Raw genomic sequence first — 21,696 nt, 5'->3', positions numbered from 1 at the left:
CTAGTACTTCGGCTTGATGAGCCGGCTCAACCACCATGCGCCCACGCTGAGCATGACCGCGGCGGCGGCAAGCATGAGGTAACCAGGCACAGTGGATGTGAAGGTATGGGCATAGCTCGGGTTTATGAACAGGAGTGCGATGAACATGACTACGGGCAGCGCGAGGAGGACCAGCGCGGACATTCGTCCTTCGGCGCTCAGCGCCCTGACCTGCCGGCGGATTTGATTGCGGTCGCGGATGGTTTCGCCAACGTGGTCCAAGACCTCGGCCAAGTCACCGCCGACTTCTCGGTGGATTTCGATTGCTTGGGCTATCCAGCCGAAGTCCTCACTCCCCGTTCTGATGGCGACGTCGTTGAGGGAAGCTCCCAGATCCCGGCCGATCCGGGTTTCGTTGACGATCCGACTCATCTCCTCAGTCATAGGTGCCTCGCTTTCCTGCGCAGTGGCGTCTACAGCCCGCAAGAGGCTATGCCCGGCCCGCATTCCTCCACTCAACATCTGGAGGGCATCAGGTACTTGTTCGTCGAATTTCGACGCACGCCGGGCAGTGAGGACGCTCAGGAACGCCACCAGCGAAACCATAGCGATCAGGCACATCAGGATCGTGAAAACGAGGCCGCCGAGCAGGAAGCCGATTGCGCCGGCGAAAGCTACTACGATTCCAGCAATCAAGACGTAGTCGGCTGGTTGTTTCTTCAAACCTGCGGCGTCCAGTTTCGCGCGCGAAAGATATCCACCAGAGCCCGAATGAATGTGTATCTGAATGGCATCTCGTGCGCCGTCGGTGAGCCGGGTCAGGGCGGACGTGTGGATCGGGGCGTCGGGTCGGCGTCTTTCGGCATCGAGGGTCCTCTTTGACTTGAGCACCACCAATACCAGCAGAAGCAAAGCAAGATAGACCAAGCCCAACCCTGCCGCGAGCAAAATGGGTTGGACTCCCGCGTCGCTCATCGCAAGCCTCCTATCATCGGGGCTCCGAACACTGCCGGAGAGATGGGAATCCCCAGTTCTGCGAAGCGGTCGGTGAAGCGGGGCCGGACTCCCGTGGGGACCGGTTTGCCCAGGAATCGGCCGTTGGCATCGACACCGGCCGAGTAGTCGAACACGAAGGCGTCCTGGAGAGTCACGATGTCGCCTTCCATTCCCTGGACCTCCGTGATGTGCGTGACCCGGCGGGTTCCATCCCGCAAACGGCTGATGTGCACGATCAGGTTCACGGCGGAAGCCACTTGTTCCCGGATGGCCCTGAGCGGAAGGTCCATTCCGGCCATGAGCACTAGAGTCTCGAGGCGCGCGACTGCGTCCCGCGGGGAGTTTGCGTGAACAGTGGAGATGGAGCCGTCGTGGCCCGTGTTCATGGCTTGGAGCATGTCGAGGGACTCTCCTCCACGAACTTCGCCCACCACGATGCGGTCAGGACGCATACGAAGGGAGTTTCGCACGAGATCCCGAATGGTGACCTCACCGCGGCCCTCTATGTTGGCTGGCCTGCTCTCAAGGCGCACCACATGCTCTTGTTGGAGTTGCAATTCGACAGCGTCCTCAATGGTGACGATCCGGTCCTCTACCGGAATAAACGACGAGAGGACGTTCAACAGGGTCGTCTTCCCAGTGCCGGTACCGCCGGACACGATGATATTCATCCGAGCCAACACACAAGCCCTGAGCAGCTCCGCCATTTCCGGGGACAGGCTGCCAAATTCGATGAGTTTGTTCACCGTGAGTGCTTCGCGGCCAAACTTTCGTATGGTCAGCGAAGGCCCATTGACGGCGAGCGGCGGAATGATGGCATTCACGCGGGAGCCGTCGGGGAGCCGCGCGTCGACGAGTGGAGACGACTCGTCGATTCGCCGCCCGACCCTGGACACAATGCGCTCAATGATCCGCCGCAAGGCCTCGTCCGAGGAGAATTTGGCCTCGGTCTTGTACAGCCGGCCATACCGTTCGACGTAAATGCTGTCGTATCGGTTCACCATGACTTCCGTAATTTCCGGATCGTCCAGGAAGCGCTGGATGGCGCCATGGCCGAGGACGTCGTCGATGATCTCTGCAGTGAGGCGCTGCCGTTCTGCTGACGTTAGGGGCACCTGTTCTTCGTCGACAACGACCTTCAGCTCATCGCGTACGTACTGGTGCAGTTCTGTCTCGTCTAGGGAGGAATCGGAGAGCCTGGAGCCGAGTCGTTCAAACAGCGCCTTGCTTGCCCGCTCCTTAAGGTCGCCGAGTGCTTCACTGGCCAGAATCGTTGACGGTGTGTTTTCATCGGCGGGAGCCATGGTGTTCGAGGATTCGGCTGCTTTTGCTTCTTGGATCCGGCCGAGGGTGGTTGCTGTGGGCGTAGCCATTTCCGGGGAAACGGTCGCAGCGCCTTGTGCTGCGCCGGAACCGGCGTCGTACCGACGACTTTCGAGTCTGCGTGAGAGGTTCACCGGACAACCGCCCTTCTGTGCATCTGCTTGTGTTCTCGCTCGTCCCAATTGGGCTTAAACCGGTTCACCAGCAGGCGAAGGCCCTTGGTGGCGGCATCTCGTGTCCCGTCCTGCAGCAGCGGGACGCCTTTGTTCGTGGAGAAAGGAAGGGTCCGTGAACGAGGAATGGCAACATCCACCGGAACTCCGATGGTCGCTTCCACGTCCTTTAGGCCCAATCCGCTCTTGGGATCGGCCATGTTCAGGACGACGTGACGGTACTGAGGTAGCAACTGCAATTCGTCGAGGATATTGAGTCCCGTCCGCAATCCGCGGATACTCGGAATATCCATGCCGCACACCCACACTGCATCGGTAGCGTTCTCCAGAGCGGCCAGAACATGCTCGCCGAGCCCAGGAGCGGTGTCGATGACGACATATTGGAATTCGTGCCGCAACTGTTCCAACAACCTGCTGACGTGTTGGGCTGTGATGCGATCCATTTCCACCGGATTGCGCGGGGCGCAGAGCGCGTAGATGCTCGCCGGATGAACGCTCAAGTAGGTCTTGAGAACCATGGAATCCTGGCTGGCTGGCCCAAGCACGGCGTCCGTGATGGTGTGTTCGGGATTCAACAGCAATCCGCTCGCCACATCGCCAAACTGAAGGTCCAGGTCGACAATCACTACGCCCATTGGCGCCAGTGCCCCAAGTCCGACCGCTAGGTTCGTCGCGACTGTTGTCTTACCCACCCCGCCCTTGGGGGACATGACCGCGATGACGCGGCCGCCCGAAGCCTGCGAGGGAGTCTCGATGGCGTTGGGGGCAAGGCCCCGTCGCCTGCCGGCGGCGGCAAGACTAGCCCGTTCCACCATCACACGGATGGAATCCGAATCCGCTGCGGGGGAGAGAAGGTCTCGCACCCCGGAACGCATTGCTGCCAGGACCAAAGACTCGCTCTGTTCCGCGGCCAGCACCACACTGATTTCCGGGAACTGAAGATCCAGCAAGGCAGCGTGCTTGAGAGAGTCACTGATTTCCAGCCCCGGTCCCAAAATCAGCACCTCAGGCGGTTCTCCGAGAAGCTGGTCCAAGATCTCCCGTGGCCCTGCCGGCAAGTAGTCTGCCTGGAACCATTGGAGACTTCCGCTCATTCCTGCTGTTGCAGAGCGGACCCGGCGTTCGAAGTCGAGATCCGGCGTGATGAGAACGAAGCGGCTCATTTGAATACACTTCCCCGATCGATGACTCCTATTGCGCCTGCAACGGCATCCGAAGGCTCTTTGCTCAGGTAGATGGTGCCGAACTCAACGGCGTACACGATCTTTTGGACATCGACGGCGGAGCGTGCCACCGTGACGAGGTAGCCGCTCCCTGAGCCCGCGGTCTTGTTGGCGTTCAGGGAACCGCTTCCTGCCTGAGAGGCGGAACTTGAGTTGTCTGCAATCGTTCCACTGGCGTCCTGCACTGCGGTGACCAGGACTTTGTGGAATGTAAAGTTTGTCTGGTCAGGGGAGCTGGATTTGTCATCGGCCTTGAAGGACAGCATCACGCCGACTGTGTCACCGGCCTTCACTGTCCCGCCGACAACGCGTTCGATCGGCAGTTTGAGGGTGACCTCCTGAAGTCCGGCAGGAACTTCAACCCTGCCTGGACCCGCCAAGCTGTTTGGGTTGACCATCCGGGTCGCAAGCAATTGCTCACCAGGCATGAAGGCAATCGAGGAAACCTTGGAGCCGAGGTCCCCAAGATTGGTGACGCTGTCGGCCGCAATGGCTGACTTTGGCACAGACTTTTTGACGACGGAATCCCCGAAGCCGGCGGTCGGAGTGCCAGCGGGAATTTCCTTTTGGATGACGTAGACGTCTTCCGTTTCCGTATTTGCCAGAGCGCGCTTGTCGGCGCCCTGGACGTAGAACACGAGCATCACTGTTCCAATGATGGCTACGACAAGCGCAGCGATGCCTCCCAGTAGGCGTGTTTTCACTGTTCTTCCTTCCCAGATTGCGCTCGCCCAGGAGCGCCGTTTATTTGATGAGTTGCGGCGGCAGATTTGCCCCGCCCTGCGTGTATCCGCCTCCCTGGTACAGAGAGGGGTCCGCAATCCAGCTGACAAAATACCCGCGGACCCCGTTGTTGGTGCCTCCAAGGCCTGTTTGATCGCCGCCGGACATGCCGGGGAAGTTGTACCCGGTCAGATAGAAGGCGGCATATCCCTTGATGTAGTACTTACCTCCAGCGCCGCTTGCCGAAGCTTCTGTGAAAACGGGAAAGGCAACCACTGTATTCAGATAACCGCTGATGAGGGACTTGCACGTTTTGGGCATGCTCAGTCCCGTGTTGGTCTGCGCGTAGGGATCAACCACTCCAGTTGTGGCGGGGTCATCCGGATATACCTTTGCGGCGCACTGGCCGGTTTCGGGCGTCAGCCATTCAAAACCGCCGGGGATTACCTGACCGGATGGGCTATCACTTACGCAGGTTTTTGATCCGTGGGTGAGAATGGTCTGTGTGGCGCCATTGATGTCGAACTGGCACGGGGCAAAGGCCAGGGGAAGGGTTGCTGGACCGGAGCCAGGGCCTCCCCAGGTTGCAATGGCTTGGGCACCGAGCGTCACCGGCCCAGTGTTGAGGGCGCTAGCGAACATCTTGCTCAGGTATCCCGCACCCGTTGTGCCGTCTTTGGTGGTCGTCGTGACCGTCACTTGGCCAGGCACACTGAGGTCAACTGACTTCACTGTGCTTGCACCGTCGTTGGCATTTGAGTTGGCGAGGGCGCCAGCAATCGAGGTGGTGCAGGACCCTTTCGCGCAGGAGTTCGCCACCGCGAGGGCTCCAGCGTCCGCCCCGTTTTGCAGTTGGGCGCGTTCTGCATAGATTTGGCCGACGTCTACCGCGACCGCGCCCACCCCAATTAGGGTGAGCATCATGAGCGCGACCATGACGCCCGCAGCCCCGCGTTCTCTGTCCTGCGGGTCCTGACGCCGGATCAGCCGTTGCATTGCATCGCTCCCTTGCCTGTGACGGTGAGACTGGAGCCGAAGAATCCGGTTAGAGACTGTCCACTGTAGGTAGTGGTCACCGTGATTGTTGGAGGGGGACTGCCTGCCGCGCAGGCGCCAGAATAGCTGAAACTCAGCTTGGAGGTGTCCAGCGAGGGCGCTCCGGCCTTGCCGGCCGCGGTTGCCTTGCCAGAGTCGTTGGTGATTGCCATGGTCCGAGCAGCTTCACGCGAGGCTTGAGTCACGGAAACCTGGATGTTATAGGCATTCGAAAATTCGACAATTGCAATGATCAGGGAAATGAGAATGGGCGCGACAAGTGCGAATTCAACGGCGACGGCGCCTCGCTCATTGTTCCTGGAAGTTCTGATCCTGTGTTTCACTGGATCCCCCTGGGTACGTGCTGCTGAAGTCTGCAGCAATAACGGTGCGTTGTGCCGCGCCAGCGGCGCGGCACAACGCGTTTGCCCAATTACCAGGTGCCCACCGTCGTAGCGAGGCTGTTGAACCACGCGTTCAGGTTGGTGCCGAAGAGCCCGACGCCTACAACTATGACGAGGGCGATCAATCCGACTAGCAATGAATATTCTGTGGCAGTCGCTCCCCTTTCAGCGGGAAGTTCGCCGAAAAGTAGTTGGAGTGCGCGAAATTGCTTCTTGAAATTGAACATGTTGAGACCTATCGAGACCGGCAGCTCTCGCTACCAGGCTGCAACCTTCCCGGCCAGGCCATTGAAGAAGGCGTTCAGGTTAGTGCCGAACAGCCCGACGCCGACGACGATGACGAGGGCAATAAGGCCGACAAGCAGCGAATATTCCGTTGCTGTCGCGCCTTTCTCGGAAGTGAGCTTGTCTTTGATGCCGGCGATGAAAGCGAGTGTGGAGATCATGAGAGTTGACATTGGAAAAACCTTCCCAGATAAGTGAATTTGTCTACGAATTCCAGTTGCCCACATATCCCGTTTGGCGGTCGGATTTCGATAGGACAAGAATTGCCCCTGGGAGGGTTAACAAACAATGCGTAGTGGTACTCGTCTTTTCTAGTGCGAGTGCAATGGACTACTCGAACTGCCCCTGCGCGGTACTCGGTTTTTCTGCCTAAGTACTACCTAGTTACTGGCACGGATGGGACTCGTGGGGACTGAGGGGACCGGGAAGCATGCCGTGCTCACGGGACGAGGAGGACCACTCCAATTGCTGCGGCAAACATGGCCGGCCCGTGGGCGACTTCAGATGGCTTGATTCCGCGCTTCAGACGCAACTGCAGTACCGTCATCACCCCGCCCACCACGAAGCCCAGCAGTCCCCCATAAAACACTTGGGTCCAGCCCAAGTAGCCCAAGTACATTCCGAGTGGTGCTGCGAGCTTCACGTCGCCCATTCCGAGGCTTCCGGGAGAAACTAAACCGAGAATTAAGTACCCGAGGAACAAAATGACGGCGCCGGCAGCCGCGCGCAGCAGTCCAGACCAGTCCGGAACGAGCACAGCTGACATAGTTAACAGACCAAGGCCGGCAGCAAGCAGCAACAGAACAAGCGGGTTTGGAAGCAAATGGTGCACCACGTCCACGCGTGACAGCTGCACGGCCATTACCCCTAGTAGCAAGTAGGCAGCGAGCATCGGGGAGAGTCCGAACCGAAGCGTCAGGAGGGCAAACAACGCGGCGGTGGCAACCGCCGTCGTGATCCGGACAGCGGGGGAGGCGGGCCCGCCAAGCCGCGGCAGGAATCTGGCTATCAGAAGCTCTGCCACGAGGTTCGTGAGCAGCCCCAGGAGCCCGAAGGCGGCCACAAGCAAGGGCTGGGCGGCAGTTGCTGTCATGGCATCTCCTAGGAGCTCAGAATGGGTCTCAGTTGTTCACGCTGGTTGCCAGCCTATTCGTAATGCCTCAGGTCAAGATGCTCGCGAAATGAGTTCCCGTGCCTCATCTATTTGTGCTCGCGTGGATGATGCTTCCAGGGCCTGTGTTTTCGCTGCGGCGAGGGCGATCAGCTGGGTCTGAATTTTGGTGATGCCCCGGGTGAGGTCGGCCGGGTTGGTGGTCTCCATCAGTTGGGCGAGTTCAGCGGCTTTGGCTTCGGTGAGGGTCCCGGAGTCGATGACGCGTTGGTACGGGGTCCGTGGCTTGTCGTAGACGCCGGTCTTTTCCCGTGTTTGTTCGAGCGCCAGCCGGTTGCTTTGGTGGTGGCGGTGAACAGGTTCAGCCGGACCCGGACGAGGGCGTAGAGGGCGTTGAGGAGCTTCAGCTCCGCGGCGGTGTCGTAGCGGTAGTGGAAGGTGTGCCGGCGGACCACGTCGCCGTTCTTCTGCTCGACATGGGCGTTGTCGTTGGACTTGTAGGGCCGAGCGCGGGTGAAGTAGATGTCCTTTTCGCCGGCCCATCTGATCAGGGCGTGGTTGATGAATTCCCCGCCGTTGTCCGTGTCCAGGCCGACCATGGGGAACGGCAGGCGGGCGAGGATCTCATCCATGGCTTCCAGCACCTATTTGTGCGCGCCGTTTCGGACCGCGACGTTCTCGGTCCAGCCGGTGAACACGTCCGTGGCGGTCAGGGTCCTGACGAATTCACCGGCCAGGGTGGGCCCACAGTGCACGACCATGTCAGCCTCGATGAACCCCGGGGCCTGTTCGTGTTCATCCCCGGCCTTGCGGACCGTGATCGAGTTCCGCAGCAGCGGCCCGGCCTTCGTCGCGGACAGTACCTTGGGCCTGTCCGTGTCCTTCGTGGGCTTAAGCAGCCGGTCGATCGTCGCTCCCGAGATCCTCAGCAACTGCGCCCGCACCGCCGGGGTGAGCCGCTTCGCGTCGAGTTCCCCGAAGGTCTCGAGCTTGGGCAGCCACAGACCCATGGTCACGGCCAGGTATTTGCCCGACGGCATCCCGGCCAGCCGCCACACACTGATCAGGACCTTCAGCACGTCATAGCCGTAGGACCGCCCCCGCGGCTTCCGCACCACCGTCTTCGCGGGGCCCTTCCGCTTGCGCGCCGTGGACAGCGCCCGGCGGGCGTTGGCCCGGGACCACCCCGTAACAGCCACGGCTCGTCCAAAATCAGGCCCTTGGCCGTCTTGGACGACTTCGCGTAATCGGTGGCGTACTTCTTCGTGATATCCCTACGCGTTCCCAACGACAGACCCATCCCTCATCGTCACCGCCGTGCCCGTGGCAGCCCGGTGATTTCGCGAGCGTTTCCCAAATGAGGCACGCACCCCATTTCGCGAGCACTATAGGTGAGTCTCGTCGCTATTTTGACCCTGAAGCTCCTTGCCGCTATTGTTGATAGTCGTTGTGCGTGTCCTTTCTCGATGACACATGCCCGCTTGGGGATCCAGTTGCAGGATCGTTAACTCGACAGGCATATCGGGACTTCGGGATGACTGGTACATAGAGCCCTCACCTCTGCTCCGGTAACGCATACCTAGTAGGCACACGCTTCAAGCGTGCCGCCTAAAACATGAACGCCAGAACAAGAACGAGGCAAAACCGTGCGTACGTACACCCCGAAGCCCGGCGATATCAACCGCCAGTGGCACGTCATCGATGCCACCGACGTTGTCCTTGGTCGTCTTGCCAGCCAGACCGCAACACTGCTGCGCGGAAAGCACAAGCCGACCTTTGCGTCCCACATGGACATGGGCGACTTCGTCATCATCATCAACGCTGAAAAGGTCGCCCTGACCGGCGCCAAGCTGGAGCAGAAGCGCGCATACCGCCACTCCGGCTACCCGGGCGGCCTGACCTCCGTCAACTACGCGGAGTTGCTGGAATCCAACCCGGTCCGCGCCGTGGAGAAGGCCATCAAGGGCATGCTCCCGAAGAACTCCCTTGCTGCACAGCAGCTGGGCAAGCTCAAGGTCTACCGTGGTGCAGAACACCCCCACGCAGCCCAGCAGCCCAAGACTTTCGAAATCACCCAGGTCGCCCAGTAGTCCTGGCCACCAACCAACTTTTAATCAAGGAGAATCGTGGCTCAGAACGAAGAACTGACCACCGAGGCCGTTGTGGCTGAGGAAAACCTGACCAGCTACACCTCGGAGAGCGGTCCTGCGGAAGCAGAAGCGCCGAAGAAGGAGCGCCCGGCACTGACCGTTGCCGGCGCCGCAGTTGGCCGTCGTAAAGAAGCCGTTGCACGTGTTCGCATCGTGCCCGGCACCGGCAAGTGGATCATCAACGGCCGCGAGTTGGCCAACTACTTCCCGAACAAGCTGCACCAGCAGGACGTTAACGAGCCCTTCAAGATCCTTGATCTTGACGGCGCCTATGACGTCTTTGCACGCATCCACGGTGGCGGCATTTCCGGTCAGGCTGGCGCTCTGCGTCTCGGCATCGCCCGTTCACTGAACGAGATCGACACCGAGAACAACCGCGCCACCCTGAAGAAGGCCGGTTTCCTGCGTCGTGACGCCCGCGTCATCGAGCGTAAGAAGGCTGGTCTCAAGAAGGCACGCAAGGCTCAGCAGTACTCCAAGCGCTAAAAATGCGCCTACCCATGGTGTTGCCGCTGGCGCGACATCACCATGGGGCCCTCGGCGCGATTTAGCGCTCGGATCCACAATCGCTAAATCGCGCTCCACAAGCGCAAAATCGCTTTCAAGGCCCGCTCCGCCGCCTGGCGGGGCGGGCCTTACTGCGTTTAACGGCTACTTTCCAGTGGTCTTCCTAGGTCGTACACCGTGGTGCCGTCAGTGATATCTGCGTGGAATGTGGCCGCTACCCAATTCTGAATCGCCGTGAGTTCCTGACTGTTTCCCGGGACGTTCAGTTGTTCAGGCTGCTCGACTAGGTAGCAAATTTGTCCCGCAGCGACCCAGCCCCGGAACTTGTTCAGGGTGGGGCTGGGATCCACAGCAGCGAAACCACCCAGCGGCATGATCGGACGATTGGAAGCCAGCTGAAAACGCGCGGCCGTTTGGGCAGGATAGGTAGCTGCGGCCCACGTACATCTCGATGGGGCGCTTTCCAGCTTCTCCAAGATGGCTTGGCCGGGATTATTGCCAATCGCAATTCCGTACGCCCAGGCCGGTTCCTGTTTCTTGACTCCGTCAAGGAAGCGGCTAAGTGTATTCGGGTTCCGGGAGATGCCACCCGAAAGGGGATTCGACCCGGATTGAGGAGAACCCACAGTCAGAAAAGAGCAAAATACCGGTCCGATCAGCAGCGCTCCAATTGTCATGGCAGCTGTTGAGCGCTCAAGCCAAGGCCAGGGTGGGCGGACAGCTGAGGCTGCAGCCAAGAGCAAGCCGGCAGACAGTATGGCGGTTCCGAGCCATTCCGGATACAGATCGCTAATCCGCCATATTGCGTTGGCGAAGATGAAGCTTGCAACCAAAGCACCTGTAGTCCATATTCGCCCTAGCACTGTCTTGGCGCCTGACAAGAGCAGACGGGCACCAATGCCGACGCAAAGAGCCAGCGGAGGCGCCAGTGACGACGAATAGTAGGAATGAAAGCCCTGGCTCATGAAACTCAGCACGAGATACGTTGTGACGAACCAGAGAACTGCTGCCGCCGATAAGATCGCCTCATGCCTTTCGAATCGGCGTGTGGCAATCGCCCATGTGATGACCACACAGCTGAGCAAGGCGGGCATGAGCAGCCAGCCGATTTCCTGCCCGTAGTTCAGATTGATCAGCCTGAAGAATCCTGCGTCTGAGCCCATACTCCTGAACTCTTGGGGTATGAGAGACAAGGACGGGTCATCTGCATGCTGGACTACGCGGTCGATCCCGTTGTACCCGAGCGTCAGCTCAATCATGCTGTTGCCCGTTGAGCCTCCGACAAAGGGGCGGGATTGGGCAGGTGTGAGGTCCACGGCGAGCGGCCAAGCCAAGGAACAGGCGGCCACCAAGCATCCTGCCAGTGCAAGTCCTAGGAACTTCTTTCGCCAAGGCAGTCGGGCGAAGGTCAGAAAGACGATCGCAATTGCCGGGAGAACCAGAAACGCCTGAAGCTGCTTCGTCAGGAATCCAAGAGCCAAAAATCCGCTTGCGAGGAGCATCGGCTTGAGTTTGCCGGTCTCAGCAGCTCGCGTCCCGGTGTAGAGCGCCGCAATCATCAACAGGACCATGAGCGGATCCGGGTTGTTGTAGCGAGCTAGCAGAACGGTGATTGGGGTGTACGCGAACACTGCTGCCGCGATAAGGGCGGCGGAGGCCGGGAAGTATCTGCGGATTAGGACAAAGATCAACAAAGTGCTGGTCAACGTGATGATGACTTGTGGAACGAGGAGGCCCCAAGAGTTGAGTCCGAATAGTCGGACCGAAAGCCCCATGATCCACAGGCTGAGTGGGGGTTTATCGACGGTGATGGAGTTGCCCCAGTCCGAGGAACCGAAGAAGAATGCCGTGAAGTCATGTTCACCGGACTGGACTGCAGCTGAGTAAAATGCGTTGGCCCAACCATTTTGATCCAGCTTCCACAGGTAAAGAAATGCTGTGGAGAGCAAGAGGAAAGCGATGGTGACCTTCTCCCGGCGTGCAACTGGGGTTGGGCTCCGCGCTGGGAAGCCGGCCTGGCCCGTACGGGAGGCGGTAGATTCGGACACCGTCAAAAGATTCCTCCTTGAAATTTTCCCCAAGTGGTTTTCCCCGCCTGGGACAACAGGATCAAAGTAACGACTCTTTTGGCTGGTTGAGAGCGAAACCGCCGCGCCGATCCTCCGTCCGCCGTACCCGGAAGACCCAGATACGGAGCAGGACGAAGCGCACCAGAGTGGCGAAGATGTTTGCACAGGTCAGGACAAAGAGCTCAGTACTGGGTGCTGCGTCCGGGTGAATGGCATGTAGCAATACAAGGGAAGAAGAAGTGATTCCCCAGGCGACCAAGAAAACCACAAGGCCTTGAAACTGTTGTGTGAACTGCCGCTCGGGTCCGTGGATCCTGAAGGTGAAGCGGCGGTTGGCGGCCGTGTTCGCGATGGCCGTGAGCAACAGGGCCAGGAAGTTTCCCTGCTGTGGGCCAAACGGGCCCTGGAATAGCAGATACAGCAAAGCGAAAGCGAGAGTGGAGAAGGCGCCGACGATTCCAAAACGTATCACTTGGCCGAAGAAGCTTGGACGCGTTGGCGCGGCGATAGGTCCTCGCCCCAGCTCCGCGTATATCGCTTGCAAAGGGATATTTCCCTTCATCATGGAGCCGGCGACGCGTACGAGGCCCCTGATATCGTCGACGGCCGTTTGGCGGATATCCACCCTGCTGTCAGGATCGTCGATCCAGTCGACTGGAATTTCGTGGATTCGAAGTCCTGCCCGCTCAGCCAGGATCAACAGCTCGGTGTCGAAGAACCAGCAGTTGTCCTCCACATAAGGAAGCAGCCGATGCGCGACTTCCGCCCTGACAGCCTTAAAACCACACTGGGCATCGGAGAACTGTACCTGCATGGTCCGTTTAAGAATCAGGTTGTAGCTCCGGGAGATGAATTCCCGTTTGGGGCCCCTGACCACCCTGGAAGTGCGGCCAAGCCGGGTCCCGATGCTGACATCCGAGTGTCCGGATAGCAGGGGAGCGATGAGCGGCGGCAAAGCCGCCAAATCAGTCGAGAGGTCGACGTCTACATATGCCAGAACTTTGGCTTCAGACGATGTCCAGGCGTCGCGGAGAGCGAAACCCCGCCCTTTTGTCTCAAGGCGCCGATAACTGACATTGGGAACCTCATCAGCGAGCTTCCGCGCAATTAAACCGGTCGCGTCGGTGCTCGCGTTGTCGGCAATCGTGATTTTCCAGCTGTACAACAATTCCCGGGAAAGATAGTCGACAAGCCGGTAAATGCTTCTTTCGAGTATGGCGGACTCGTTGAAAACGGGGACAATTATTTCTAGCGCCAAGCCCCCAGAGCTAGGTGTCATGCGGTAATCGTAGATACTTGTTAAGGGTCAATACTAGAGTGGAGCGGAAAACGCAAGTCAAGTAGTTCCACTCTTGTGCTCGCGCGGCTGAAGGGGTACAGGCGGGCCCTGCGGCACCCTTTCCTCGACCCCTACAACCGTCGTCTAGACTGGGACGCGATGGCTAGATTATTTGGAACAGATGGCGTGCGTGGTCTCGCCAATGGATTGCTCACCGCGGAGCTTGCTCTTCAGTTGGCCCAAGCTGCCGCAGTGGTCCTCGGCCACGAGCGTGCAGCCGACGGAAAACGGCCCCGTGCCGTGGTCGCCCGGGACCCCCGCGCAAGCGGGGAGTTTATCGCCGCGGCGGTGGAAGCCGGACTTTCGAGCTCCGGCATCGACGTGTACGACGCCGGTGTGCTGCCCACGCCGGCAGCGGCCTACCTCATCGCGGACCTCGATGCCGACTTCGGCGTCATGATTTCGGCCTCGCACAACCCTGCACCGGACAACGGCATCAAGTTCTTTGCCCGCGGCGGCCAGAAGCTCCCCGACGAGGTTGAGGACGCGATCGAGGCCCAGCTCGGCAAGGAACCGTCACGCCCTGTGGCCGGCGACGTCGGCCGCATCCAGCGCTTCTCGGACGCCGAGGACCGTTACATCGTCCACCTGCTCGGCACCCTGCCGCACCGCCTCGAAGGTCTCAAGGTTGTCCTGGACTGCGCCCACGGTGCAGCCAGCGGCTGCTCCCCGCAGGTCTTCGCCAGCGCCGGCGCCGAAGTTGTGGTGATCGGCGCCGAACCCGACGGCCTGAACATCAACGACGGCGTCGGTTCCACCCACCTTGGCCAGCTCAAGGAAGCGGTCGTCAAGCACGGCGCGGACTTCGGCATAGCGCACGACGGCGACGCCGACCGCTGCCTGGCCGTAGACCACGAAGGCAACGAGGTTGACGGCGACCAGATCATGGCGATTCTGGCCCTCGCGCTGAAGAAGTCCGGAAAACTGAAGGACGACGTCCTGGTAGCCACCGTGATGAGCAACCTCGGACTCAAGATCGCCTTGCGCGAGGCTGGAATCACCCTCCGCGAGACCGCGGTGGGGGACCGATACGTCCTGGAGGCAATGCGCGAAGGCGGCTTCAGCCTTGGGGGAGAGCAATCGGGCCACGTGATCTTCTCCGATTACGCCACCACTGGCGACGGCGTCCTGACCGGTCTGCAGATTGCCGCCCAGGTGGCCGGCACCGGCCGGACCCTCCAAGACCTTGCCCGTGCCATGACCAAGCTGCCGCAGCTCATGATCAACGTGAAGGGCGTGGACAAGTCACGTGCCGCCACGGACGAAGGCGTCGCCGCTGCGGTGGCTGCCGCCGAACTCGAACTTGGTGACACCGGCCGGGTGCTCCTGCGGCCATCGGGCACCGAAGCGCTGGTGCGCGTGATGGTGGAGGCCGCGGACATGGAAACCGCCACCCGCATATGCACTGAACTGGCCGGCGTCGTCGAAGACCGCCTCGCTATTCCACGCGAACTGGCCCTCTAGTCCCGAACGCAGCAAAGACCAAACAACTGTGGCCCGTCTCCGTGAGGAGCCGGGCCACAGCTATTTCAAATGCTTACCGTCGGACCAGGTTGTCGCGGATCTCGGTGAGGAGCGTGACGGCGGGGTCTGCCGCCGGCTCCTCCTCCGTGATGCCCAACTTGGCGTTGCGGCGCTCGATGAGGTGGTTCATCGGAGCCACCACGACGAAATAGATAGCGGCTGCTACGAGGACGAAATTGACGATCGCGGTTAGCAAAACCCCGAACTGCAGGTCATTTCCGTTGATGGTTACCTTCGCAAAACTGTCAAAGTTGGGGGATCCAACCAAGGCAGCGATCAGCGGCATGAGGACGTTCTTGACGAGTGCGTCAACAACTGCACCGAAGGCGGCACCCATGACGACGGCTACGGCAAGGTCTACGACGTTGCCCTTCAGAATGAAATTCTTAAATCCACTCAACATGGCACCAAGCTAGCGCATGCTTGTGAATTCAAAGTGAGCAGACGTTCAATTCCCAGGAGTGTCGGGAACTTTCCTGGTTAATCAACCGCTAGGGGTAGCCCGGCGCCGCTTCGAGTCCAAAGTACTCCTCAAGGGTGCCGATACCCCGCTTGGCCATATCCGCTGCAGCCTCAACTCCGATAAATCGCAAATGCCACGGCTCGTAGTAATAGCCAGTGATTTCATTGAGCATCCACGGGTACCTGACAACAAATCCGTACTTGTACGCGTTGGCCTTGGCCCAAGCGGCGGCCGGCTGATCAGCGAAGCAAGGCTCGAAGCTGCACGCCCCGCCGCCGTCGCCGATGTCGAATGCCCAGCCAGTTTGGTGCTCCGAGAAGCCCGGACGGGCGGAGGCCGTGTCCGCCGAGGCCTGGCCGCGCGTGCTCACGTAACCGTTGTACGTTGCGGTCTGGGTCTGGAAGGAACGGTAACCGGACGCCAAGGTCATAGTCACTCCGGCTGAGGCGGCTGCCGCAAAGAGCTTTTCGGCTGCTCCGGCGGTGGTGCTGTTGAGCAGGGACCCCTCTCCGCTGACTGCCAGTTGCACGCGGGGCTGTGCCAAGTCGGCAGGGGCAAACTGCAAGGGCGTCAGCGGCCGGTGCTTGTTGACGATGACCCACTGGCTTGTGGGGTCGCTTAGGGAAAACTGTTGCGACAGAACCCCCGACGGCGGAGCCTTCGACGGCGGTGCGCCCGACGGCGGCTGGCTCGCCGCTGTGGCGGGAACCGCCGTCGTGGTCGCCACAGTCGGCGTCGGCGTTGCCGTTTGGGGACCCGAGGGGGACGGAGCGGCCGTGGGCGAGGCGACCCGGGTATCCGGGGTGCAGGCCGCCAAGGCAGTGATTCCCACGCCTGCCGCAAGTAGCGTCGTGAAGGACCTTCGGCTGGGGCCGCAGTTGTAGCACATCCGTGCTAGACCTTTCGGAGCAGCATGCGGCGGATGGAATGGTCGGCATCCTTGGTGAGGACGAGCTGCGCACGGCCGCGCGTAGGGAGCACGTTTTCCTCAAGGTTGGGCTCGTTGATGCGCTTCCAAATGCCGCGGGCAGTGGCTTCCGCCTCAGCGTCGGAGAGCGTCGCGTAACGGTGGAAGTAGGATTCGGGCTGGGCGAACGCCGTGGTTCGAAGCTTGCGGAAACGGTCCACGTACCAGTCTTCGATGTACGACGTCTTGGCGTCAACGTAAATGGAGAAATCAAAGAAGTCGCTCAGGGCCAAGCCTTGCCGGCCGTCCTGCCGGGGTCGGGCGGGTGCCAACACGTTGAGGCCCTCGACGATGAGGACGTCAGGCCGTCGGACCACCACTTCCTTGTCCGGGACGATGTCGTAAGTGACGTGCGAATACCAAGGAGCGCGGACCTCTTCGGCGCCCCCCTTGATCGCACTCACGAATCGAAGCAAGGCCCGGCGGTCGTAGGATTCCGGAAAGCCCTTGCGCTCAAGCAAATGCCGGCGCTTCAACTCAGCGAGCGGGTAAAGGAATCCGTCGGTGGTGATGAGTTCGACGTTCGGAGTGCCGGGCCAGCGGCGGAGCATTTCGCGCAGCACGCGGGCGATAGTGGACTTGCCGACAGCCACCGAACCTGCGACGCCGATCACGAAGGGCGTGCGCTGGGTTTGCTCACCAAGGAATGTCGTCGTAGCTGCATGAAGCTGTTGTGATGCCTGAACATAGAGGTGCAACAAGCGTGAGAGCGGAAGGTAGACCTCGCGGATTTCCTTCATGTCCAGGGGATCACCGAGGCCGCGAAGCCGGACGATGTCCTCTTCGTTAAGCGGCTGCTCCATCTGCGCACCCAGCCGGGACCACGTCTGCCTGTCCAGCTCCACGAACGGGGAGGAGCTGTCGCCGTTCGCTTCATTGCGTTGCAAAGTCACTTTAGAGATTCTGCCCCTCCACTGGCTGATCCGGAAATACAGCATGAACGGCGGGCAGATTTTGTGTGAGCGTGCTCTGCGGAAAAGGTAAGCGATCCGGCATATTCCGCGGCCAGGCCTGCTTGCGGGCCGGGATATCCTACGTCCATTTCGCGGGGCAACCGCTACTCTTGTAGGCATGTGTGGAATCGTAGGTTATGTTGGCAATTCATCCCGCCGGGCAGATGCCGGGCACTCGGCTCTCGACGTCGTGCTTGAAGGACTCCGGAGGCTTGAATACCGGGGCTATGATTCAGCCGGAGTCGCAGTCGTGGCCCATGGAACCATCGCCAGCCGGAAGAAGTCGGGAAAGCTCAGCAACCTGCTGAACGAGCTTGAGGACAATCCGCTCCCGGACTCGCTGACCGGCATCGGCCACACCCGCTGGGCCACCCACGGCGGACCCACCGACCAGAACGCCCATCCGCATCTGGCGGACGACGGACGCCTGGCCATGATCCACAACGGAATCATCGAAAACTTCGCCGAGCTCAAGCAGGAGCTCATCGCCAAGGGTGTCACTTTCGAGTCGGAGACGGACACCGAAGTCGCGGCAGCACTTCTGGGCGATATTTTCCGCAACCAGCTCGGCGGGGACTCTTCCAACGGCAAGCTCACCAAAGCGATGCAGCTCGCCTGCCAGCGGCTCGAAGGCGCGTTCACGCTCCTTGCCGTGCACGCCGAGCGGCCGGACGTCGTCGTCGCCGCCCGTCGCAACTCCCCTCTTGTTGTAGGTCTGGGAGAAGGCGAGAACTTCCTTGGCTCGGACGTTTCCGGCTTCATCGATCACACGCGCCGCGCCGTCGAGCTTGGCCAGGACCAGATCGTCACCATCACAGCCGACACCGTGGAGATCACGGACTTCTTCGGCGCCCCGGCCCAGGGCAAGGAATACCACGTTGACTGGGACCCGGCTTCCGCGGAAAAGGGCGGCTTCAGCTCGTTCATGGAGAAGGAAATCCACGACCAGCCCGACGCCGTCACCCAGACCCTCCTCGGCCGCTCGGACATTAACGGCCAGCTGACCTTGAGCGAGCTCCGGATCGACCCGGAGCTGCTCAAGCAGGTCAACAAGATCATCGTCCTGGCTTGTGGCACGGCCGCATACGCCGGAATGGTCGCCAAGTACGCCATCGAGAACTGGTGCCGCATCCCCACCGAGGTGGAACTCGCGCATGAATTCCGCTACCGCGACCCGATCGTTGACGCCAACACCCTGGTGGTGTCCATCAGCCAGTCCGGCGAGACCATGGATACCCTGATGGCCGTCCGTTACGCCCGCGAACAGGGTGCCAAGACGATCTCTATCTGCAACACCAACGGATCCACTATCCCGCGCGAATCCGACGCCGTTCTTTACACCCACGCCGGTCCGGAGATCGCCGTCGCCTCGACCAAGGCGTTCCTGGCCCAGATCACGGCCGCCTATCTTCTTGGTCTCTACCTCGCCCAGCTGCGCGGAAACATCTTTACCGGCCAGATCAAGGACGTCTTGGCGGACCTTGGCAAGATCCCGGCGAAGATCCAGACCATCCTCGACGGCGCTGGCCCCCTACGCGAACTCGCCCGCAGCATGAAGGACGAGAAGTCGGTGCTCTTCCTGGGCCGCCACGTCGGCTTCCCGGTGGCACTCGAGGGCGCGTTGAAGCTCAAGGAAATCGCGTACATCCACGCCGAAGGGTTCGCTGCCGGCGAGCTCAAACACGGCCCGATTGCCCTGATCGACGAAGGACAGCCCGTCTTCGTCGTGGTCCCGTCCCCGCGTGGCCGCGACTCCCTCCATGCCAAGGTTGTCAGCAATATCCAGGAAATCCGCGCCCGCGGTGCGCGCACCCTGGTGATCGCCGAAGAAGGTGACGAAACCGTGCAGGCCTACGCCGAGCACGTCTTCTACGTCCCTCAGACGCCGCCTCTCCTGATGCCGCTTCTCACAACTGTTCCGCTGCAGATTTTTGCGGCAGAGCTGGCCAAGGCCAAGGGGTACGACGTGGACCAGCCGCGTAACCTCGCCAAGAGTGTGACCGTAGAATAGCCGCATGATTGTTGGCATAGGCGTAGACGTCGTAGACATAGAGCGCTTCGGGCGCCAACTCGAGCGGACCCCGGGCCTCCGCGACCGTTTGTTCGTTCCCGCGGAACGCGAACTCAACACACGGTCCTTGGCCGCGCGTTTCGCGGCCAAGGAAGCTGTGGCCAAGGTATTGGGAGCTCCGGCCGGCATGAACTGGCAGGACTGCTGGATCGGCCTCGACCAGAACGGCCCCACCATCAAGGTGAAGGGCACCGTGCTGGCAGTTGCCGAGTCCAAGGGCGTGAAGCGCTGGCACGTGTCCATGAGCCACGATGGCGGAATCGCCACTGCCATGGTCATCGCCGAAGCCTAGCAGCGCAAGAAACCATGATCAGCGCCTTCACCGGAACACAGATCAGGGCAGCGGAAAAACCGCTCCTTGATGCCGGCGAAGGCGCTGTTCTCATGCAGCGCGCGGCACACGGACTGGCAATCGCCGTCGTACGTGAACTCCGCTCGGAAGGCCGCAGCCTTTACGGCTCGAGCGTTACAGTGCTGGCGGGCAAAGGCAACAACGGCGGGGATGGCCTCTACGCCGCGGCAATGCTCGCGAGGCGTGGCATGCGCACGACGGCGGTCCTCACCGCCGGTTCCGCCCATCCTGACGCCCTCGCGGCTTTCGGGGCTGCCGGCGGACGCGTCCATGTTTTGGACGAGGACAACGCCGAAGAACTAGCCGTGCTGGTTGCCGGCGACGATGTGGTCATTGACGCCATCCTGGGCACGGGTGCCCGGGGCGGCCTTGGCGGCTCGGCCGCGGAATTGATTGCTGCCTTGGAGGAGCTAAGGCCCGATTTGGTTGTGGCCTGCGATACTCCCAGCGGAGTGGACGCCGACACAGGCGAGGTCCACTGGCCCGTATTGACGGCGCGGCTGACCGTGGCATTCGGGGGAGTCAAGGCCGGGCTGATGGCCGATCCGGGTGAGGGCTGTGCCGGCCGCGTGATCCTCATACCTATCGGCATCGAGGAATATCTTCCGGCACCTGCCCTGCGCCGTTTCTCTACCCTTGACCTGGCTGCCGTCCTGCCGGACCCTGGGCGTCGGGCACAGAAGTACACCAGGGGAGTCCTGGGCGTCGTGGCAGGTTCCGAGCGCTACACCGGGGCCGCGGCGCTCTGTGTCGAGGCCGCCTCCGCGGCCGGTGCGGGAATGGTGCGGTACCTCGGCCCGGAAGTCGTGGCGCGGCAGGTCCTGGCACGAACCCCCGAAGCCATATGGGAACCGGCCGAGCCGGGCCGGGTCCAGGCGTGGTTGCTCGGTCCTGGCCTGGACGGAGCCGAGCAACTCGATCGTGCCCGTGACGTATTGGTCGCGGCGGCCAGCGCCAGCCAGCCCGCCGTCGTCGACGCCGGAGCCCTGGACCTCCTGCCGGAACGCTGCCCGCCGAACTGGATTCTCACCCCGCACGCAGGGGAGCTCGCGGCCCTTCTTGGCCGAGGCGAAGTGCGCATCACGCGTGAGGACGTGGAATCGCGGACCGTGCACTTCGCCCGGCTCGCGGCCGAGCACACCGGTGCGGTCGTCCTGCTCAAAGGTGCCACAACGGTGGTTGCTTCGCCTTCCGGGGCGGTCTTCAGCCAGGCGGACGGATGCCCGTGGATGTCGACAGCAGGCAGCGGGGACGTCCTTGGCGGGATAGTCGGCGCGCTGGCTGCAGCGTACGCGGAATCCGGGCTGGACGACGACGGACCGTTCGCCGCGTTGGGAATCGCCCCTGATGAGCGCTGGGCCGCGGTAGCCGCAGTCGGCGCAAGCATCCACGGAAGGGCTGGCAGCGCAGCCTCGGCGGGCGGGCCATTGACCGCTTCCGATATCGCCCGGGCGGTCCCGGACGTCCTCCGGATTCTCAAGGAACATCGCGCCGGATGACTCCGGATGTTCTTTGAATGTCACATAGTCTGGCTAGGCTGGCAGGAAGTTATCCGGCAGGTGAAGGAGAACACATGAACGTTTGGCCAGGATCCGCATACCCGTTGGGTGCCACCTTTGATGGCACGGGAACCAACTTCGCGCTGTTCAGCGAGAAGGCGGAAAAGGTGGAATTGTGTCTCTTTGACGACGACGGGGACGAAGTTAGCTACACCGTCAACGAGGTGGACGGTTATGTTTGGCACTGTTACCTGCCGCATGTGCAGCCGGGCCAGAAGTACGGGTACCGGGTGCACGGTCCGTATGACCCTGCCGCGGGCCAGCGCTTCAATCCGAACAAGCTCCTCCTGGACCCTTACGCGAAGGCCATCCACCGGCAGATCGATTGGGACCCGGCGCTCTTCTCGTACAACATGGGGGATCCGGACTCCCGCAACGACAAGGATTCCGCGCCCCACATGATGATGGGTGTGGTCATCAACCCGTTCTTCGACTGGGACGGTGACCACCTCCCGCGGATCCCGTACCACCGGTCCGTGATCTATGAGGC

The 21,696-nt window shown here is 61.1% G+C and carries 23 protein-coding genes and 1 pseudogene; 8 read left to right on the top strand and 16 right to left on the bottom strand.

Translation table 11 applies throughout. From position 1 onward, the window contains the following. The 11 genes from AB4Z38_RS08185 to AB4Z38_RS08135 form a co-directional block, all read right to left on the bottom strand. Complete coding sequence (locus tag AB4Z38_RS08185; RefSeq protein ID WP_441429274.1) at positions 1-954, bottom strand: type II secretion system F family protein; 954 nt, start codon at positions 952-954, stop codon at positions 1-3. After that, positions 951-2,432, bottom strand: a complete 1,482-nt coding sequence (locus tag AB4Z38_RS08180; RefSeq protein WP_441429273.1) for a CpaF family protein — start codon at positions 2,430-2,432, stop codon at positions 951-953. Before AB4Z38_RS08180 ends, AB4Z38_RS08185 begins: the two co-directional genes overlap by 4 nt. Continuing rightward, positions 2,429-3,634 carry an AAA family ATPase gene (locus AB4Z38_RS08175; RefSeq protein ID WP_441429272.1) on the bottom strand — a complete coding sequence of 402 codons (1,206 nt, stop codon included), beginning with the start codon at positions 3,632-3,634 and terminating at the stop codon, positions 2,429-2,431. Before AB4Z38_RS08175 ends, AB4Z38_RS08180 begins: the two co-directional genes overlap by 4 nt. Further along, positions 3,631-4,398 carry a Flp pilus assembly protein CpaB gene (gene cpaB, locus AB4Z38_RS08170; protein WP_441429271.1) on the bottom strand — a complete coding sequence of 256 codons (768 nt, stop codon included), beginning with the start codon at positions 4,396-4,398 and terminating at the stop codon, positions 3,631-3,633. Before cpaB ends, AB4Z38_RS08175 begins: the two co-directional genes overlap by 4 nt. A gap of 40 nt (positions 4,399-4,438) precedes the next feature. After that, positions 4,439-5,413 (bottom strand): TadE/TadG family type IV pilus assembly protein, encoded by a 975-nt coding sequence (locus tag AB4Z38_RS08165; protein ID WP_441429270.1) that lies wholly within the window; start codon positions 5,411-5,413, stop codon positions 4,439-4,441. Then, positions 5,401-5,796, bottom strand: coding sequence for a TadE/TadG family type IV pilus assembly protein (locus tag AB4Z38_RS08160; RefSeq protein ID WP_441429269.1), 396 nt, complete (start codon positions 5,794-5,796; stop codon positions 5,401-5,403). Before AB4Z38_RS08160 ends, AB4Z38_RS08165 begins: the two co-directional genes overlap by 13 nt. A gap of 89 nt (positions 5,797-5,885) precedes the next feature. Beyond that, positions 5,886-6,083: a Flp family type IVb pilin gene (locus AB4Z38_RS08155; protein WP_441429268.1), complete on the bottom strand. Its 198-nt coding sequence runs from the start codon at positions 6,081-6,083 to the stop codon at positions 5,886-5,888. A gap of 30 nt (positions 6,084-6,113) precedes the next feature. Continuing rightward, entirely contained in the window at positions 6,114-6,314 is a 201-nt protein-coding gene (locus AB4Z38_RS08150) for a Flp family type IVb pilin (protein WP_441429267.1), read from the bottom strand. A 266-nt stretch (positions 6,315-6,580) separates the two neighbouring features. Beyond that, a complete protein-coding gene (locus tag AB4Z38_RS08145) occupies positions 6,581-7,234 on the bottom strand; it encodes a prepilin peptidase (RefSeq protein WP_441429266.1) in 654 nt (217 codons plus the stop codon). Positions 7,235-7,461: 227 nt separating this feature from the next. Next, the gene (locus AB4Z38_RS08140) at positions 7,462-7,884 is read right to left on the bottom strand and encodes a hypothetical protein (protein WP_441429265.1); all 423 of its coding nucleotides are present in this window, start codon (positions 7,882-7,884) and stop codon (positions 7,462-7,464) included. 12 nt (positions 7,885-7,896) lie between these two features. Then, positions 7,897-8,451 carry a hypothetical protein gene (locus AB4Z38_RS08135; protein WP_441429264.1) on the bottom strand — a complete coding sequence of 185 codons (555 nt, stop codon included), beginning with the start codon at positions 8,449-8,451 and terminating at the stop codon, positions 7,897-7,899. Positions 8,452-8,898: 447 nt separating this feature from the next. On the opposite strand from AB4Z38_RS08135, the gene rplM reads away from it, so the two are divergent. Together rplM and rpsI are read left to right on the top strand one after the other, a co-directional pair. Next, entirely contained in the window at positions 8,899-9,342 is a 444-nt protein-coding gene (gene rplM, locus AB4Z38_RS08130) for a 50S ribosomal protein L13 (protein ID WP_024817563.1), read from the top strand. Between the two features lie 36 nt (positions 9,343-9,378). Then, positions 9,379-9,888 carry a 30S ribosomal protein S9 gene (gene rpsI / locus AB4Z38_RS08125; protein ID WP_234749102.1) on the top strand — a complete coding sequence of 170 codons (510 nt, stop codon included), beginning with the start codon at positions 9,379-9,381 and terminating at the stop codon, positions 9,886-9,888. 158 nt (positions 9,889-10,046) lie between these two features. On the opposite strand, the gene AB4Z38_RS08120 is transcribed toward rpsI, so the two are convergent. Further along, positions 10,047-11,957, bottom strand: a complete 1,911-nt coding sequence (locus AB4Z38_RS08120; protein WP_441429263.1) for an ArnT family glycosyltransferase — start codon at positions 11,955-11,957, stop codon at positions 10,047-10,049. A gap of 61 nt (positions 11,958-12,018) precedes the next feature. Beyond that, entirely contained in the window at positions 12,019-13,257 is a 1,239-nt protein-coding gene (locus AB4Z38_RS08115; RefSeq protein WP_441429262.1) for a glycosyltransferase, read from the bottom strand. 159 nt (positions 13,258-13,416) lie between these two features. Between AB4Z38_RS08115 and glmM the strand changes: the two genes are divergently transcribed. Then, on the top strand, positions 13,417-14,781 hold the full coding sequence (gene glmM, locus AB4Z38_RS08110) for a phosphoglucosamine mutase (protein ID WP_284980797.1): 1,365 nt from the start codon (positions 13,417-13,419) through the stop codon (positions 14,779-14,781). A 73-nt stretch (positions 14,782-14,854) separates the two neighbouring features. Here the strand turns inward: glmM and mscL are convergent, their stop codons facing one another. Continuing rightward, a complete protein-coding gene (gene mscL / locus AB4Z38_RS08105; protein ID WP_441429261.1) occupies positions 14,855-15,244 on the bottom strand; it encodes a large conductance mechanosensitive channel protein MscL in 390 nt (129 codons plus the stop codon). 88 nt (positions 15,245-15,332) lie between these two features. Next, a complete protein-coding gene (locus AB4Z38_RS08100) occupies positions 15,333-15,833 on the bottom strand; it encodes a M15 family metallopeptidase (protein WP_441429260.1) in 501 nt (166 codons plus the stop codon). 64 nt (positions 15,834-15,897) lie between these two features. On the opposite strand from AB4Z38_RS08100, the gene AB4Z38_RS08095 reads away from it, so the two are divergent. Then, positions 15,898-16,188 (top strand): hypothetical protein, encoded by a 291-nt coding sequence (locus tag AB4Z38_RS08095; protein ID WP_441429259.1) that lies wholly within the window; start codon positions 15,898-15,900, stop codon positions 16,186-16,188. Positions 16,189-16,198: 10 nt separating this feature from the next. On the opposite strand, the gene coaA is transcribed toward AB4Z38_RS08095, so the two are convergent. After that, positions 16,199-17,209, bottom strand: coding sequence for a type I pantothenate kinase (gene coaA / locus AB4Z38_RS08090; protein ID WP_441429258.1), 1,011 nt, complete (start codon positions 17,207-17,209; stop codon positions 16,199-16,201). A gap of 133 nt (positions 17,210-17,342) precedes the next feature. On the opposite strand from coaA, the gene glmS reads away from it, so the two are divergent. The 4 genes and pseudogenes from glmS to AB4Z38_RS08070 form a co-directional block, all read left to right on the top strand. After that, positions 17,343-19,235 carry a glutamine--fructose-6-phosphate transaminase (isomerizing) gene (gene glmS, locus AB4Z38_RS08085; RefSeq protein WP_441429257.1) on the top strand — a complete coding sequence of 631 codons (1,893 nt, stop codon included), beginning with the start codon at positions 17,343-17,345 and terminating at the stop codon, positions 19,233-19,235. Between the two features lie 4 nt (positions 19,236-19,239). Further along, positions 19,240-19,587 carry a holo-ACP synthase gene (locus tag AB4Z38_RS08080; protein ID WP_269995882.1) on the top strand — a complete coding sequence of 116 codons (348 nt, stop codon included), beginning with the start codon at positions 19,240-19,242 and terminating at the stop codon, positions 19,585-19,587. A gap of 14 nt (positions 19,588-19,601) precedes the next feature. Next, positions 19,602-21,146, top strand: a complete 1,545-nt coding sequence (locus AB4Z38_RS08075; protein WP_441429256.1) for an NAD(P)H-hydrate epimerase — start codon at positions 19,602-19,604, stop codon at positions 21,144-21,146. A gap of 74 nt (positions 21,147-21,220) precedes the next feature. Then, a pseudogene (locus AB4Z38_RS08070) lies at positions 21,221-21,696 on the top strand (glycogen debranching enzyme); the annotation flags it as partial.

The sequence above is a fragment of the Arthrobacter sp. 2RAF6 genome, assembly GCF_052115205.1.
Taxonomy (GTDB): domain Bacteria; phylum Actinomycetota; class Actinomycetes; order Actinomycetales; family Micrococcaceae; genus Arthrobacter.
Note: the sequence above shows the minus strand (reverse complement) of the source record. Positions and strands in the feature narration are given on the sequence as shown.

What these genes read in the sequence shown, in the direction of transcription:
- AB4Z38_RS08185 (WP_441429274.1), bottom strand. Translation starts at nt 954, where the DNA reads ATGAGCGACGCGGGAGTCCAACCCATTTTGCTCGCGGCAGGGTTGGGC.
- AB4Z38_RS08175 (WP_441429272.1), bottom strand. Translation starts at nt 3,634, where the DNA reads ATGAGCCGCTTCGTTCTCATCACGCCGGATCTCGACTTCGAACGCCGG.
- AB4Z38_RS08165 (WP_441429270.1), bottom strand. Translation starts at nt 5,413, where the DNA reads ATGCAACGGCTGATCCGGCGTCAGGACCCGCAGGACAGAGAACGCGGG.
- AB4Z38_RS08155 (WP_441429268.1), bottom strand. Translation starts at nt 6,083, where the DNA reads ATGTTCAATTTCAAGAAGCAATTTCGCGCACTCCAACTACTTTTCGGC.
- AB4Z38_RS08150 (WP_441429267.1), bottom strand. Translation starts at nt 6,314, where the DNA reads ATGTCAACTCTCATGATCTCCACACTCGCTTTCATCGCCGGCATCAAA.
- AB4Z38_RS08145 (WP_441429266.1), bottom strand. Translation starts at nt 7,234, where the DNA reads ATGACAGCAACTGCCGCCCAGCCCTTGCTTGTGGCCGCCTTCGGGCTC.
- AB4Z38_RS08140 (WP_441429265.1), bottom strand. Translation starts at nt 7,884, where the DNA reads ATGGATGAGATCCTCGCCCGCCTGCCGTTCCCCATGGTCGGCCTGGAC.
- AB4Z38_RS08115 (WP_441429262.1), bottom strand. Translation starts at nt 13,257, where the DNA reads ATGACACCTAGCTCTGGGGGCTTGGCGCTAGAAATAATTGTCCCCGTT.
- glmM (WP_284980797.1), top strand. Translation starts at nt 13,417, where the DNA reads ATGGCTAGATTATTTGGAACAGATGGCGTGCGTGGTCTCGCCAATGGA.
- mscL (WP_441429261.1), bottom strand. Translation starts at nt 15,244, where the DNA reads ATGTTGAGTGGATTTAAGAATTTCATTCTGAAGGGCAACGTCGTAGAC.
- AB4Z38_RS08095 (WP_441429259.1), top strand. Translation starts at nt 15,898, where the DNA reads ATGACCCACTGGCTTGTGGGGTCGCTTAGGGAAAACTGTTGCGACAGA.
- coaA (WP_441429258.1), bottom strand. Translation starts at nt 17,209, where the DNA reads ATGCTGTATTTCCGGATCAGCCAGTGGAGGGGCAGAATCTCTAAAGTG.
- glmS (WP_441429257.1), top strand. Translation starts at nt 17,343, where the DNA reads ATGTGTGGAATCGTAGGTTATGTTGGCAATTCATCCCGCCGGGCAGAT.
- AB4Z38_RS08080 (WP_269995882.1), top strand. Translation starts at nt 19,240, where the DNA reads ATGATTGTTGGCATAGGCGTAGACGTCGTAGACATAGAGCGCTTCGGG.
- AB4Z38_RS08075 (WP_441429256.1), top strand. Translation starts at nt 19,602, where the DNA reads ATGATCAGCGCCTTCACCGGAACACAGATCAGGGCAGCGGAAAAACCG.